Below are 14,270 nucleotides of genomic sequence, written 5' to 3'. Positions count from 1 at the left end.
TAGCCTTCTGGGTCCCGGCTCTGCGGAGCGGCATTGCATGCCGCACCACGTCCGTGACACGAGAGCGATCACGCCACCCGCCACCCCGGCACGCCGTCCGCTGCCATCGTAATCTCGCCGAGCGAGCCTACGGGCGTGCGATCCATGTTGAGCAGGTGGGCCAGCGTCGCGCTCTCGCCCGCCGGAATCCGCGCCAGCGTACGCCGGTCATCTTCGGTGCGCAGCATCACCACGCCGTGCTCGACATCGCCGCCACGGCCATAGAGCACCGTAAAGCTCTCGACCTTGCCCCGGCCTGAGGCCTCCGTGACGAACTCCGGCACGGCGCGCTTGTTGCGATCGGCCTCTGCCTGCACGCTCGTCTCTTGCGCCAGCACGTCGCGGGGCTGCAGCTTCGTCAGCACCAAAGCATGGTGCTTGGTAACAAAACCGCCCTGACCGTAGAGCAGGCCGAGCTTTGCGCCCCCGCGCACACGCCGCACCATCGCGCAGGCTGCATGGGTCATGTAGGTGTTGAGCGGCGCGCCAAAGAAGGTGAGGCCGCCGTTCACGGTCGGCTGCACATCGATGCCGAGGCCCAGCGTCCGGCGCGCCATCTTTGGTACGCAAGGAAAGCAGCTGTAGAGCTCGATCGCGTCGAATTTTTTGCCATCGCCGCCGGCGAGATCCATCACCGTCTTCAGCACGGCGTTCTGCGGATGGCTTTCGTAGAACTGGTCGCGCAACAGATAATCGCGCGGCTCCTCCGCCGAGGCGCCGCCGAGCGGATAGACCAGCTTGTCTTCGGCGATACCGAGTGCGCGCGCTTTGGCAAGGCTGGTGAGCAGCAGCGCGCCGCCCATGTTGACGCTGGGATTGGCGACCATCAGCTTGTTGTAGGGCCAGGCGATCAGCCGGTTGTCCGCGGTCGGTGTCGTGATCTCGTCCGGCGCATAGCGCCGCTTCAGCCAGGCGTTGGGATTTTGCGCGGCGACTTCGGAATAGCGCGACCACAGCGTTCCCGATTCCGCCATCGCCTCACGCGGCGTCTGGCCCCAATGCGCGGAGGAGGCCGCCTCGTAGAACGGATAGACCGTGACCGGGCGGAACACGCCGAGTCTCACGGCGAGCGGCTTCTGGAACGCCGCGCCGCGCTTGGGCTCCGGAACATCATGCGCGAACGGCGTCCATGGCAGCTTGACGCCGGCACGATCGGCTTTCGTCGCCGTTGATTGCGCCTCGGCGCCGCACACCGCCGCGACCGCGCATTCGCCGCGTGCGATGCGCTTTGCGGCTTCATGAATGAAGCGGATCGGGCTCTCGCCGCCGACCGGCCCGTAATGGCAATGGGCCGGCGAGACGCCGAGCCGCTGCGCCAAGAGCTTCTCCGGATCGCGATAGCGCCAGCTCAGAAAGTTGACGACGTCGAGCGATTGCACCTCGCTGAGCAGCTTTGCGCCGGCGTCAGCCTCGGCGCGCCGCAAGGCCTGTTCGAGCAGGTCAAGCGGCTCCAGGCCCTCCGTGATCTCCTTGGGGCGGTCGACGATCTCGCCGATGCCGACGATGACGGGAATGCGGTGTTCTGGAATGGTGGTCTTGTCGGTCATGGCCTCAATTCACGTCCTAGTTGTTTCGTCATTGCGAACGAAGCGAAGCAATCCAGAAATGTATCCGCGCAGCTAGTCCGGATTGCTTCGCTTCGCTCGCAACGGGACTATTCCGCCACCAGCGCATTCATGTGCTCGACGGCTTCGGCGAATTCTTCCTTGAACTCCTGCACCACGGCGCCGGCCGATTTCACGCTGTCGATCAGGCCGACCCCCTGGCCGACAAAATAGCTGACGAGGTCGCGCGCCTTGGCGTTGCCGGCCGCCGCGGCGCGGTCGATCGAGCTGAAGGCGTCACGGCTGATGATGCTCTGCAGCGGCATTGGCAGCGCGCCCGGACTTTCCGGCGCACGGTCCCAAGCATCAGTCCAGACTGAACGGAGCTGCCGTGCCGGCTTGCCGGTGCGGCCCTTCGAGCGGATCGCATCCCGCGAGGACGCTGCAATCATCTTCTCGCGAAAGATCTCGGAGGTCTCGGACTCGACGGTCGCCAGCCACACCGAGCCGGTCCAGGCGCCGGCGGCGCCCATCGCCATGCAGGCCGCCATCTGCCGGCCCGTCATGATGCCGCCGGCCGCCAGCACCGGCACATCGCGGATCGGCTTGATGGCCTTGATCACTTCCGGCACCAGCACCATCGTCGAGACCTCGCCGCAATGGCCGCCGGCCTCTGTACCCTGCACGACAAGGATATCGACACCGGCCGCGACCTGGCGCAGCGCATGCTCCTTGGCGCCGACGAGCGCTGCGACCGGCACGTTGTGCGTCCTGCCCATCTCGATCATGGCCTTGGGCGGCACGCCGAGCGCATTGGCGATGAGCCGGATCGGATGATTGAAGGAGATTTTGAGCAGCTCCAGCGCGGTCTCCGCGTCGAACGGTTGCGGCTGGTTGTCGTCCACATCGGTCCTGGTGAGCTCGATATCGTACTTCTTCAGGAGATCGCTGGTGTATTTGCGGTGCTCCGCCGGCACGCGCGCCTCGAGACTCTTCCAGGTGACGTTCTTCTGGCCTGATGTCGAGATGTTTTCCGGGATCAGCACGTCGATGCCATAGGGCTTGCCGTCGACATGGTCGTCGATCCATTTCAGTTCGCGCTCGAGCGTGTCAGGCGTGTGCGCGGTCGCACCGAGTACACCGAATCCGCCGGCGCGGCTGACGGCCGCAACGACATCGCGGCAATGGCTGAAGGCGAGCAGCGGGAACTCGATGCCCAGCATGTCGCAGATCGGCGATTTCATGGTTCTCTCCCCGCAGCCTTCGCGTTTCTCTTCTCGTTTTGCCTTCAGAGCGCCGTTCTGCGCCAGCCCTTCGTTACCCGTGATGCCACGCCGGATTTGGGCGAGCATCTTGCGCGCAGGCGTTGCGTCCTGGACAACCATGGGGCGGATCATCAGCAGCGCAGGCTGGTGACAGGCTGGACTGCATGACACGGGCCTGAGGCCCGCGCCGGACGCAGAGCGGCCAGGGCTTGCCATCCGCCATACGCAGGCTAATTAATGCACGCGCATCTTTCCGCCGGAGCCCCTTTGCATGACCGACGCCCCTTACGTGCCGCCCAAGGTCTGGACCTGGAACAAGGAGAATGGCGGTCAGTTCGCCAGCATCAACCGCCCGATCGCCGGCGCCACCCATGACAAGGAACTGCCGGTCGGCAAGCACCCCTTCCAGCTTTATTCGCTGGCGACGCCGAACGGGGTGAAAGTCACGGTGATGCTGGAGGAGCTGCTGGCGCTGGGCCACAAGGGCGCCGAATACGACGCTTGGCTGATCAAGATCGGCAACGGCGAGCAGTTCGGCAGCGGCTTTGTCGAGATCAACCCGAACTCGAAAATTCCGGCGCTGATGGACCGTTCCGGCCCCGAACCTGTCAGGATTTTCGAATCCGGCTCGATCCTGTTCTACCTTGCCGAAAAATTCGGTGCTTTCCTGCCGAAGGAGATCAAGGCCCGCACCGAGGCGATGTCCTGGCTGTTCTGGCAGATGGGGAGCGCCCCTTATCTCGGTGGCGGTTTCGGTCATTTCTACGCCTACGCGCCGTTCAAGATCGAATACGCCATCGATCGCTTCGCGATGGAGGTCAAGCGCCAGCTCGACGTGCTCGACCGGCGCCTCGCCGACAACGAATATCTCGCGGGCAAGGACTATACGATCGCCGACATGGCGGTGTGGCCATGGTACGGCGCCCTTGCCAAGGGGCTGGTCTATGGCGCCGGTGAATTCCTCTCCGTGCAGGACTACAAGAACGTGCAGCGCTGGACCGACCAGATCGCCAAGCGTCCAGCGGTGAAACGTGGCCGCATGGTCAACCGCGTCTCCGGCGATCCCGCCAGCCAGCTGCACGAGCGCCACGACGCCAGCGATTTCGAGACGAAGACCCAGGACAAGATCGCGCCGGCGACGTAGCGCGGTGCTTTCTTTCGCGTCTCCCCGCGCGCCCTCCGCAGGCGGGGAGACGGGGAAGAAGGCGACTACGCCATGCTCAGCTCGTGGCGGCCGACGACCATCCAGTGCACCTCGTCCGGACCGTCGGCGAAGCGCAGGTGACGGACGTCCTGGTACATTTCGGCCAGCGGGGTCCAGTGCGAGATGCCGGTGGCGCCGTGCATCTGGATCGACTGGTCGATGATCTTGCAGGCGCGCTCCGGCACCATGGCCTTGACCATGGAGACCCAGACGCGGGCTTCCTTGTTGCCGAGGACGTCCATCGCCTTGGCGGCCTTCAGCACCATCAGCCGCATCGCCTCGATCTCGCAGCGGGCTTGCGCGATGATCTGCATGTTGCCGCCGAGATGGGCGATCTTCTTGCCGAAGGCCTCGCGCGTGAGGCCTCGCTGCACCATCAAATCCAGCGCCTTCTCGGCCTTGCCGATGGTACGCATGCAATGGTGGATGCGACCCGGGCCGAGGCGGAGTTGCGAGATCTCGAAGCCGCGGCCTTCGCCGAGCAGCATATTCTCCTTCGGCACGCGCACATTGTTGAACCGCATGTGCATGTGGCCGCGAGGGGCGTGGTCCTGGCCGAATACATACATGGGCCCGAGCACCTCGACGCCGGGCGTGTCGCGCGGCACCAGGATCTGCGACTGCTGCTTGCTCGGCGCCGCGTCCGGATTGGTCTTCACCATCACGATGAGGATCTTGCAGCGCGGATCGCCGACGCCCGAGATGTAATATTTCTCGCCGTTGATGACCCATTCGTCGCCGACGAGCTTCGCCGTCGTCGAAATGTTCTTGGCGTCGGAGGAGGCGACGTTCGGCTCGGTCATGACATAGGCCGAGCGGATCTCGCCGTTCATCAGCGGCTTCAGCCACTTCTCCTTCTGCTCCTTGGTGCCGACGCGCTCCAGCACCTCCATGTTGCCGGTGTCGGGCGCCGAGCAGTTCATGGTCTCGGATGCCAGCGGGCTCTTGCCGAGCTCGGCGGCGATATAGGCGTAGTCGAGGTTTTTCAGGCCCTGGCCGGTCTCGTCATCGGGCAGGAAGAAATTCCAGAGACCTTCCTTCTTGGCCTTGTTCTTGGCGACCTCGAGCACTTCGAGCTGCTTCGGCGTAAAGCTCCAGCGATCCTGCTTGCCTTCGCCGGCCTTGGCGAATTCGATCGACATCGGCTCGACGGTCTCGCGGATGAATTTCCTGACGTGGTCGTAGAGCGGGCGGACCTGATCCGACATGCGGAGGTCGTTGAGCTCGTCGCCGGGATTGAGCGTGTAGTTGGTCGTGCGGGGAATGTAGGTGTGCTTTGTCATTGTTCCTCCCGGGGGCGCTGAGATCGTGTTGGCCGGGAGAATAGTCGCCGCGCCGCGAAAGTGCGAGCGCGTTTTTTTTACGCGAGGCCATGCCACGCGATGGAATATCGCGAGGGCGTTTGAAATGTTGTTTGAATGGTGGTGGCAGGCGCACCCCGCACACTGCGCTGTCATCGCCCGGCGAAGACCGGGCGATCCAGTATTCCGGAGACAGTGGTAGTCGAATCGAGAAGCCGCGGCGTGCTGGATGCCCCGCCTTCGCGGGGCATGACAGCGGCGGATTTGGCGGAAATCAGTTCGGTATCCGATGCATTGCGCAGATCTTGTTGCCGTCGAGATCGCGCAGATATGCGAGATAGAGCTTGATCCCCGCACTCTCGCGGATGCCCGGCGGATTTTCGATCGGCGTTCCGCCGGCTGCCACGCCGGCGGCGTGCCACCTGTCGACCTGCTCGGGCGAGTTGGCGGCAAAGCCGATCGTGCCGCCATTCGCGCATGTCGCCGGCTCGCCGTTGATCGGCTTGGTCACCGAGAATGTGCCGGTCTTGGTGAAGTAGAAGATGCGGTGGCCGTCAACCCGCGCCGGCCGCACTTCGAGCGTGCTGAGCAGGCTGTCGTAGAATGACTTGGCCTTGTCGAGGTCGTTGGTGCCGATCATGATGTGCGAGAACATGGTTCTTCCTCCCTCAATTCAGCTTTTGTGGTTCAAAACGCCGTATAGCCGCCGTCGATCACGAACGTATCCGCGGTGTGATACGATGACGCCTTGCTCATCAGATACACGGCGATGCCGCCGAAATCGCTGGCCTCGCCGAAACGGCGCATCGGGATCCGCGGCATCACATTGGCTACGAATTTTTCGTTGGCCATGATGCCGGCGGTCATGTCGCTCTTGATCCAGCCGGGCAGGATCGCGTTTGCGGTGACGCCGTGACGCGCCAGCTCGACGCCGAGCGCGCGAACCAACGCATTGATGGCGGCCTTGGTCGCGGCATAATGCTCGTTGCGCGCAGTGCCGAAGATCGAGGCGAGGCTCGATGTCGCGACCAGCCGGCCGAAGGGGTCGCCCGCATTGGCGCGGTCGGTCATGTGTTTTGCGGCGGCCTGGAACGCGTGGAACACGCCGTCGAGATTGGTCGCAAACATCGTGCGCCATTCTTCCTCTGTGCGCTCGATGAAGGAGCGCCTGCCACCACCACCGATACCGGCATTGGCGAAGCACCCGTCGACCCGACCGAAAATGTCGAGGGTCGCCGTCATCGCGGCATTGACCGACGCAGGATCGGTGACGTCGCAGATGCGGCTGTCGACCTTGCCCGATAGTCCTGCGAGGCTCGCGGCAGCAGCCTTGTTCTTGTCGGCATTGCGGCCCCAGATCGAGACGTTGCAGCCCTGGCCCGCCAGCGCCTGTGCGATGCCGAGCCCGATCCCGCCATTGCCGCCGGTGATCACGGCGACGCGTCCGGTAAGGTCGAAAAGGTTCATGGCGCGTTTCCTGTGTTTGGCAAGACAACTGGGCATGCGGAGCATCAGCCGCTGCGCGCAAGATTGCTTGCCATGCTCCGATCACCATGGACAAGACTGCGCCAAAAATCAAATATGCACTCCGGCAAAACCAAATTCCGGTCTGCGAAACACGGCGCGGCCGCAACCGACGAGGAAACGATGCAGTTCAAACACGTCACGCTCGAATTCGATGGTTCGGTCGCGATCCTGAAGCTCGACCATCAGGAGGTGATGAACGCGGTCTCCATGGACATGCTGGGCGGTCTCGCCGAGGCGCTCGATACGATTGAAGAGAAGAAGGACGATGTGCGCTGCGTCGTGCTCACGGGCGCCGGCCGTGCGTTCTGCACCGGCGCGAATCTGCAAGGGCGCAACAACCAGTCGAAAAAGACCAAGGCCGGCCTGACGCTCGAGACCGGCTTTCATCCATTCCTGCGTCGCGTCCGCAACCTGCATTGCCCGATCGTGACGGCTGTCAACGGCCCGGCCGCCGGCGCCGGCATGAGCTTCGCGCTGCTCGGCGACATGGTCTTGTGCGCACGCTCGTCCTATTTCCTGCAGGCCTTCCGCCGCATCGGCCTCGTGCCGGATTGCGGTTCGACCTGGATCTTGCCGCGCCTGATCGGCAGGGCGCGCTCGGTCGAGCTGTCGCTGATGGGCGAGCGCCTGCCGGCCGAGAAGGCGCTGGAATGGGGCCTCGTCAACCGCGTCTACGATGACGGAGTGCTGATGGAGGAGGCGATCAAGCTTGCGCGTGATCTCGCCAGTGGACCCACGGTGGCGCTGTCGCTGATCCGCAAGCTCTATTGGGACAGCCCGGAAAATTCCTTCGAGGACCAGCTCAATCTCGAATTCCAGTGCCAGCTGCGCGCCGGCGATACGCAGGACTTTCGCGAGGGCGTCGGCGCGTTCCTGGAAAAGCGGCCCGCGCAGTTCAAGGGCAAATGATCGAGGCGGAGCTTACCCGCAGCGTGCAGCGCTGGTGTCCCGGTGCGACCGGCGTCACCGACGCCGCAAGGCTGTCGGGCGGCGCCAGTCAGGAGACATGGCGCTTCGATATCGTGCATCCCGGCGGACCTATCGGCGCGATCCTGCGCCGCTCGCCCAAGGGATATGGCGCGGCGCCGACGCGCGCGGCTGGGCTCGCCGCCGAGGCCCAGTTGATGCAGCTGGCCTTCGAGGCGGGCGTGCCGTCGCCGCGCGTGATGCATGTGCTGGTGCCGGAGGAGGATCTCGGCACGGGTTTCATCATGCAGCGGGTCGAGGGTGAGACCATCGCACGCAAGATTCTTCGCGACGATGCGTTCGCGGCGGCGAGGCCGCTGCTGGCGCGGCAGATCGGTGGTGTGCTCGCTTGCCTGCACAAACTGCCACAGGACAAATTGCCCGAACTGCGCAGCCGGTCTGCGACCCAGGAAATCTCCGAGTTCGATCGCGACTATCGCAGCCTGAATTGGCCAAAGCCCGTGTTTGAGCTGGCGTTGCGCTGGCTGCGCGTCCACGATCCCGGCCCCTCGGCCGATACGACTTTGGTGCATGGCGATTTCCGCAACGGCAATCTCATCATCGGCGCCGAGGGGTTGCGCGCCGTGCTCGACTGGGAGCTCGCCCATCTCGGCGATCCCATGGAGGATCTCGGCTGGGTCTGCGTCAACTCCTGGCGTTTCGGCGAGATCGACAAGCCGGTTGGCGGCTTTGGCTCGCGCGAAGAGCTGTTCGCCGGCTACGAGGCGGCGGGCGGCAAGGTCGATCCGTCGCGTGTGAATTTCTGGGAAGTGATGGGCACGCTGCGCTGGGGCATCATGTGCGGCGGCATGATGCAGCGGTTTCGCGAAGGGCCCGACCATTCCATGGAGCGCGCCATGATCGGCCGCCGCGCGTCGGAGACCGAGATCGATCTGCTGCGGCTGCTCGCGCCGCGGGGAGGTTAGGGATGCAGGACGAACCGACACCGATCGAGCTGACCAAGGCGGTCGCCGATTTCCTCCGCAACGACATCACGCCGCTGATCTCGGGCCATCAGGCCTTCAAGCTGCGTGTTGCCATCAACATCCTCGACCTCGTGACGCGGCAGTTGACGCTGGAGGCGCAGAGCGACGCGAGGGAAGTGGAGCGCCTGCGCGCGCTGCTCGGCACAGAGGGTGCGGTGACAGAGCTCAATCGCACGCTTGCGGAGCGCATCGCCAAGGGCGAGCTTGATCTCGCGACGCCCGGACTCGCTGAGCATCTATGGGCAACGACGATGGACAAGCTCGCGGTCGACCAGCCGAACTACGCGTCGTACAAGCGGGAGCTGGGGCGAGGTGGATAGCTTTCCCCGTCATTGCGAGCGCAGCAACCAATCCAGAGTCGTGTCCATGGAGGTGGTCTGGATTGCTTCGTCGCAAGGGCTCCTCGCAATGACGGTGGCGAGACCTTCTACTTCCCCACCCAATTCGGCGGCCGCTTTTCGGAGAACGCCTTCGGGCCTTCGATGTAGTCCTGCGAGGCCACCATCGCCTTCACTGCGGGATATTCCCGCTGCTCCTCGATCGCCTGCTCCAGCGACACGCCGAGCCCCTTCTGGATCGCCTGCTTGGATGCCCGGATCGACATCGGCGAGTTCCTGGTGATCATCTCGGCCCAGCGCAGTGCGCCTGCGAGCGCCTCGCCCTGCGGCACCACCTCGTTGATGAAACCGAGCTCTTTTCCCTCCGCCGCGCTGACGTGGCGCGCGGTGAGGATCATGCCCATGGCGCGTTTCAGTCCGATCTGCCGCGGCAGCCGGTGCAGGCCGCCGGCGAGCGCGGCAAGGCCGACGCGCGGCTCGGGCAGCGCGAAGGTCGCATTCTCCGAGGCGATGATCAGGTCGCAGGCGAGCGCGATCTCGAAACCGCCGCCCATGGCGACGCCGTTCACCGCGGCGATGATCGGCTTGTCGCAGTCGAAGCGCGCAGTGAGGCCGGCGAAGCCGCCTTTGTCCCAGCCGCGCTTGCCGCCCGCCGCCTGCCACTTCAGATCGTTGCCGGCGCAGAACGCCTTGTCGCCGGCGCCGGTGACGACCGCGACCCATTGCGCAGGGTCCGCGGCGAAATCGTCGAACACCTTGTTGAGCTCGAAATGTGCGTCGATGTGCAGCGCGTTGTAGACCTCCGGTCGCGACAGCGTGACGATCGTGATCGGTCCCTTGCGTTCCACCTTCGAGAATTTCAGATCCATCGCGCGCTCCCGCAGCTTCTCGTGAAGGAATATCGGCGTGATACTAACGCCCGTCACCGCGGCAACACCATCGAATTGCGCGGGTGCGCCTTGCACCTGCTTCAGGCCTCGGCTTGCTTGACTTGAACGTGCTCTTCTCACCTTAATCGTGCGAAGCAAAATCGCGCCAGCGCCTTAACGCAAAACGACAAAATCAATCCGGGAGAGAACCTGTGGATTTCTCATTGCCTGCCGATCTCGTCGCCTATCTGGGAGAGCTCGACCGTTTCATCGAACGCGAGATCAAGCCGCTGGAAGAGGCGGACGACAACATCCGCTTCTTCGACCATCGCCGCGAGTGGGCGCGCACCGATTTCGAGAATGGCGGTCTGCCGCGTCACGAGTGGGAGGCGCTGCTGCGCAAGGCCAAGGATCTTGCGGATAGGGCCGGCCATCTTCGCTTTCCGGTGCCGAAGCAATATGGTGGCAGGGACGGCTCCAACCTCTGGATGGCGGTGATCCGCGAGCACTTTGCCGCGAAGGGCCTCGGCCTGCACAACGACCTCCAGAACGAGCACTCCATCGTCGGCAACTTCCCCGTCGTCACCATGCTGGACCGCTATGGAAGCGACGACCAGAAGGCGATGATCGACGGCTCGATCAAGGGCAAGTACCGCATCACCTTCGGCCTCACCGAGCCGCATCACGGCTCCGATGCCACCCACATGGAAACGCGCGCGGTGCCGGCTGTCAGAGACAACGTCAAGGGCTGGATCATCAACGGCGAGAAGATGTGGACGACGGGCATGCATGTCGCCACGCATTGCGCGCTGTTCGCACGCACGTCAGGCAATGACGGCGATGCCCGCGGCATCACCTGCTTCCTGGTGCCGGCCAAAAGCCACGGCGTGAAGGTCGAAGAGTATATGTGGACCTTCAACATGCCGACCGACCATCCGCGCGTGAGCTTTACGGATGTGTTCGTGCCCGAGGATGCGCAGTTCGGCGAAGTCGGCCGGGGCCTGTCACTGGCACAGTGTTTCGTCCACCAGAACCGCATCCGCCAGGCCGCGAGCTCGCTGGGCGCAGCGGTCTATTGCATCAACGAGAGCGTCAAGTACGCGCGCGAACGAAAGCCGTTCGGCAAAGCTCTCGCCGAGAACCAGGCAATCCAGTTCCCGCTGGTCGAACTCGCCACGCAAGCGGAGATGCTGCGCTTGTTGATCCGCAAGACCGCCTGGGAGATGGACCAGCTCAACGAGGAGCAGATCGAGCGCACGCTCTCCGACCGCGTCTCGATGTGCAATTACTGGGCAAACCGCCTCTGCTGCGAATCCGCCGACCGCGCCATGCAGGTTCACGGCGGCATGGGCTACTCACGCCACAAGCCGTTCGAGCACATTTATCGGCACCACCGCCGCTACCGGATCACGGAAGGCAGCGAAGAGATCCAGATGCGCAAGGTGGCGGGGTTCCTGTTCGGGTATATGGGGCCGGGGAAGCATTGAGGCGGCCACCGCTCTCGTAGGGTGGCATTAGTCGAAGGCGTAATCCACCACTTCCGCCACCGTGAAAGAAAAGAGGTGGGTTACGCCTACGGCTAACCCACCCTACGGCACCGGCGTCTCAATTCACTCGTCGATCCTTCCCCGCCCAATACGGCTCACGCAACTGCCGCCGCAAGATCTTGCCTGACGGATTGCGCGGCAATGCCGGTAAGAACTCCACGCTCTTCGGCGTCTTGAACCCTGCAATACGTTCGCGGGTGAAGTTGATGATGTCGCTGGCGGCCGCCTCTTTGCCCGGCTTCATCACCACGACTGCCTTCACGGCTTCGCCCCATTTCTCGTCGGGGACGCCGATCACGGCGGCTTCGGCGATATCAGGGTGATCGCACAGCGCGCTCTCGACCTCGGCGGGATAGATGTTCTCGCCGCCGGAGATGATCATATCCTTGATGCGGTCGTGGATGTAGAGATAGCCGTCTTCGTCCATGTAACCGGCATCGCCCGTGCGCAGCCAGCCGTCGCTGCGGAGCGTCGAAGCGGTCGCCTCCGGCAGGTTCCAGTAGCCGGCCATGTTCGAGCCCGAGCGCGTCGCGATCTCGCCGACCTGGCGAGGCGGCAACGGCTTGCCGTCGGCATCGAGGATGGCGATCTCGACGCCCGGTAGCGCCTTGCCGGCCGAGCGCATCCGCTCCAGCCCCTCAACGTGATCCTCCGGCGGCAGCGCGACGATGGTGCCGGTGGTCTCGGTCATGCCGTACATCTGCACGAAGCCGCATTTGAAGACCTCGATGCATTCCTTCAGCAGCGCCGCCGGAATCGGTGAGGCGCCATACAGCATGTATTTCAGCCTGGAGAAATCGACGGTCTTGGCGCGCGGTTGCCGCACCACGAACTGCATCGCTGCCGGCACCATGAACAGTTTTGTGATGCCCGACTGTTCGAAGAAATCCAGTACCTTGGAGGGATCGAACTCGCGCGCGATCACGCCGCGGGCGCCGTGATAGAGTCCCATCACGCCCCAGCCGGAGCCGCCGATATGGAAGATCGGCATCGCCACCAGCGACACGTCGTCGGTCGACCACCGGTTCCACTCCGGCTTGTCCTCTGCATTGCCCGTCTGCACCAGGTTGAGGAAGTTCGCATGGCTCAGCATCGCGCCCTTCGGCTTGCCCGTCGTGCCCGACGTGTAGAGCTGGATCGCGATGTCCTTGGTGTCGATCGGCACCTTGGGATCCTTGCCGCTCTGTGCCTCGCGCCACGCGGTAAAATCCTGCCATTCCGCTGCGCCGCCTTCGGTGGTGATGACCGTGCGCACGCCCGGAAACTGATCCCTGATCTGGCGAATTTGCGTGATGAACTCCGGCCCGACGAACAGCACAGGTGCGTTGCAATCGGCGACGATAAAGGCGACCTCGGGGCCTGCGAGCCGCCAGTTCACCGGCGCCATCACCACGCCCGCCTTCATCGCGCCCATCAGCAGCTCGAAATAGAGATCGCTGTTCTTGCCGAGATAGGCGATGCGGTCGCCCTTTTTCACGCCCGTCGCGAGAAGCGCGTTCGCGACCTTGTTGGTGTTGACGTCGAACTCGGCAAAGCTGGTGACGCGGCCCTCGAACTCGTAGGCGATGGCATCGCCGCGGCTCATCGCGCGCTCGCGCACCATGTCGGCGAGGTCAGCCAGTTTCGGTGATGCGGACATGTTTCTCCCATGGCGATTTGTTTTAGGCTTGGGAGTGTGACGTCATCTGCAGGTGAAGACAAGGTGCGGAAGCTCTCTCAGCACGTCGTCCCGGCCTTCGCCGGGACGACGTGGTCACCCGCGCTTCGCCCGGTCCTTCTCGTTCTGCGCCATGATGCTTTCGCGCGCGGTTTTCCAATCGTCGTCGCCCCAGTCGCGGAGCTGGTAGAAATTGCCGCCCATGGCGAGCGCCTGCGCGCCGTCCATGGCGATGGTCTCGCCATTGATCCAGTCGCAGCCGCCGGAGATCAGGAATGTAGCCAGGTTCTGCAGCTCCTCCATGCTGCCGACGCGGCCCATCGGATTCATCGCCTTGGTGCGCGCGCCGGCTTCGTCGCCGGGCTTGATCCGCTTGCTCATGCCTTCGGTCGGGATCTCGCCCGGCGCGATCGTGTTGAGCCGGATGCCGTAGCGGCCCCATTCGGTCGCGAGCGACATCGTCATGGCGTGGATCGCCGACTTGCTCATCGCCGACGGCACCACGTAAGGCGAGCCGTTGCGCACCCAGGTCACGGTGATCGACACCACGTTGCCGGGTTGCTTCAGCGCGATCCAGCGCTTGCCGACCGCATGCGTCACATAGAACGTGCCGTGCATGACGATGTTGGCGACCGCGTCGAAGCCGCGCGGCGAGAGCTCTTCCGTGCGCGAGATGAAATTGCCGGCGGCATTGTTGACGAGATCGGTCAGCGGCGCGTCGCGAAAGATGGTCTCGACCATCTCCTCGACCGCGAGCGCGTTGCGGATGTCGACGCCGTGGCTGGTGACGCGGCCGCCGTACTGATCCATCAGCTCGATTGCGGTCTCGTCGCAGACGATCTTGCGCCGGCCGCAGATGTGCACCTCTGCGCCGAGCTGGAGGAAGCGTGCCGCCATCGATTTGCCGAGGCCGGTCCCGCCGCCGGTCACGAGAATGCGCCGCCCAGCCAGAAGATTTTCCTTGAACATGGCTGTTTCTCCCGTACGGATTGTCAGTTAATTGGTCGATTGACTAAATCCGGCCGTC

General features: G+C 64.0%; 13 protein-coding genes. 5 read left to right on the top strand and 8 right to left on the bottom strand.

Features of this window, described 5'->3' with window-relative positions:
* Nucleotides 1-68: 68 nt before the first annotated feature.
* Nucleotides 69-1,586 (bottom strand): acetyl-CoA acetyltransferase, encoded by a 1,518-nt coding sequence (locus tag ACVWZ4_RS00625; protein ID WP_456739630.1) that lies wholly within the window; start codon nucleotides 1,584-1,586, stop codon nucleotides 69-71.
* A gap of 107 nt (nucleotides 1,587-1,693) precedes the next feature.
* Nucleotides 1,694-2,827 carry a nitronate monooxygenase gene (locus ACVWZ4_RS00620; RefSeq protein ID WP_456739629.1) on the bottom strand — a complete coding sequence of 378 codons (1,134 nt, stop codon included), beginning with the start codon at nucleotides 2,825-2,827 and terminating at the stop codon, nucleotides 1,694-1,696.
* Between the two features lie 292 nt (nucleotides 2,828-3,119).
* Between ACVWZ4_RS00620 and yghU the strand changes: the two genes are divergently transcribed.
* Complete coding sequence (yghU, locus tag ACVWZ4_RS00615; RefSeq protein WP_456702500.1) at nucleotides 3,120-3,992, top strand: glutathione-dependent disulfide-bond oxidoreductase; 873 nt, start codon at nucleotides 3,120-3,122, stop codon at nucleotides 3,990-3,992.
* A 65-nt stretch (nucleotides 3,993-4,057) separates the two neighbouring features.
* On the opposite strand, the gene ACVWZ4_RS00610 is transcribed toward yghU, so the two are convergent.
* The 3 genes from ACVWZ4_RS00610 to ACVWZ4_RS00600 all read right to left on the bottom strand — a co-directional run bounded on the left by ACVWZ4_RS00610 (nucleotide 4,058) and on the right by ACVWZ4_RS00600 (nucleotide 6,820).
* The gene (locus ACVWZ4_RS00610) at nucleotides 4,058-5,335 is read right to left on the bottom strand and encodes an acyl-CoA dehydrogenase family protein (protein ID WP_456738098.1); all 1,278 of its coding nucleotides are present in this window, start codon (nucleotides 5,333-5,335) and stop codon (nucleotides 4,058-4,060) included.
* Between the two features lie 292 nt (nucleotides 5,336-5,627).
* The gene (locus ACVWZ4_RS00605) at nucleotides 5,628-6,008 is read right to left on the bottom strand and encodes a VOC family protein (RefSeq protein WP_456702502.1); all 381 of its coding nucleotides are present in this window, start codon (nucleotides 6,006-6,008) and stop codon (nucleotides 5,628-5,630) included.
* 32 nt (nucleotides 6,009-6,040) lie between these two features.
* On the bottom strand, nucleotides 6,041-6,820 hold the full coding sequence (locus ACVWZ4_RS00600; protein ID WP_456739628.1) for an SDR family NAD(P)-dependent oxidoreductase: 780 nt from the start codon (nucleotides 6,818-6,820) through the stop codon (nucleotides 6,041-6,043).
* 180 nt (nucleotides 6,821-7,000) lie between these two features.
* Between ACVWZ4_RS00600 and ACVWZ4_RS00595 the strand changes: the two genes are divergently transcribed.
* From ACVWZ4_RS00595 to ACVWZ4_RS00585, 3 genes are read left to right on the top strand one after another with little or no spacing between them, the layout of a single operon-like run.
* Nucleotides 7,001-7,789, top strand: a complete 789-nt coding sequence (locus ACVWZ4_RS00595) for an enoyl-CoA hydratase/isomerase (protein WP_456739627.1) — start codon at nucleotides 7,001-7,003, stop codon at nucleotides 7,787-7,789.
* Nucleotides 7,786-8,772, top strand: coding sequence for a phosphotransferase family protein (locus tag ACVWZ4_RS00590; protein WP_456739626.1), 987 nt, complete (start codon nucleotides 7,786-7,788; stop codon nucleotides 8,770-8,772). Before ACVWZ4_RS00595 ends, ACVWZ4_RS00590 begins: the two co-directional genes overlap by 4 nt.
* A gap of 2 nt (nucleotides 8,773-8,774) precedes the next feature.
* Nucleotides 8,775-9,152, top strand: a complete 378-nt coding sequence (locus ACVWZ4_RS00585) for a DUF6285 domain-containing protein (RefSeq protein ID WP_456738102.1) — start codon at nucleotides 8,775-8,777, stop codon at nucleotides 9,150-9,152.
* Between the two features lie 107 nt (nucleotides 9,153-9,259).
* Here ACVWZ4_RS00585 and ACVWZ4_RS00580 read toward each other — a convergent pair whose 3' ends face one another.
* A complete protein-coding gene (locus tag ACVWZ4_RS00580) occupies nucleotides 9,260-10,039 on the bottom strand; it encodes an enoyl-CoA hydratase-related protein (RefSeq protein WP_456739625.1) in 780 nt (259 codons plus the stop codon).
* Between the two features lie 212 nt (nucleotides 10,040-10,251).
* On the opposite strand from ACVWZ4_RS00580, the gene ACVWZ4_RS00575 reads away from it, so the two are divergent.
* On the top strand, nucleotides 10,252-11,526 hold the full coding sequence (locus ACVWZ4_RS00575) for an acyl-CoA dehydrogenase family protein (protein ID WP_456739624.1): 1,275 nt from the start codon (nucleotides 10,252-10,254) through the stop codon (nucleotides 11,524-11,526).
* Nucleotides 11,527-11,644: 118 nt separating this feature from the next.
* Here the strand turns inward: ACVWZ4_RS00575 and ACVWZ4_RS00570 are convergent, their stop codons facing one another.
* The gene (locus tag ACVWZ4_RS00570) at nucleotides 11,645-13,225 is read right to left on the bottom strand and encodes a fatty acid--CoA ligase (protein WP_456739623.1); all 1,581 of its coding nucleotides are present in this window, start codon (nucleotides 13,223-13,225) and stop codon (nucleotides 11,645-11,647) included.
* Nucleotides 13,226-13,339: 114 nt separating this feature from the next.
* Nucleotides 13,340-14,212, bottom strand: a complete 873-nt coding sequence (locus ACVWZ4_RS00565) for an SDR family oxidoreductase (RefSeq protein ID WP_456702510.1) — start codon at nucleotides 14,210-14,212, stop codon at nucleotides 13,340-13,342.
* Nucleotides 14,213-14,270 lie beyond the last annotated feature (58 nt).

The organism is Bradyrhizobium sp. USDA 4472, from assembly GCF_054058595.1.
This window is presented reverse-complemented; position numbering and strand designations above follow the sequence as displayed.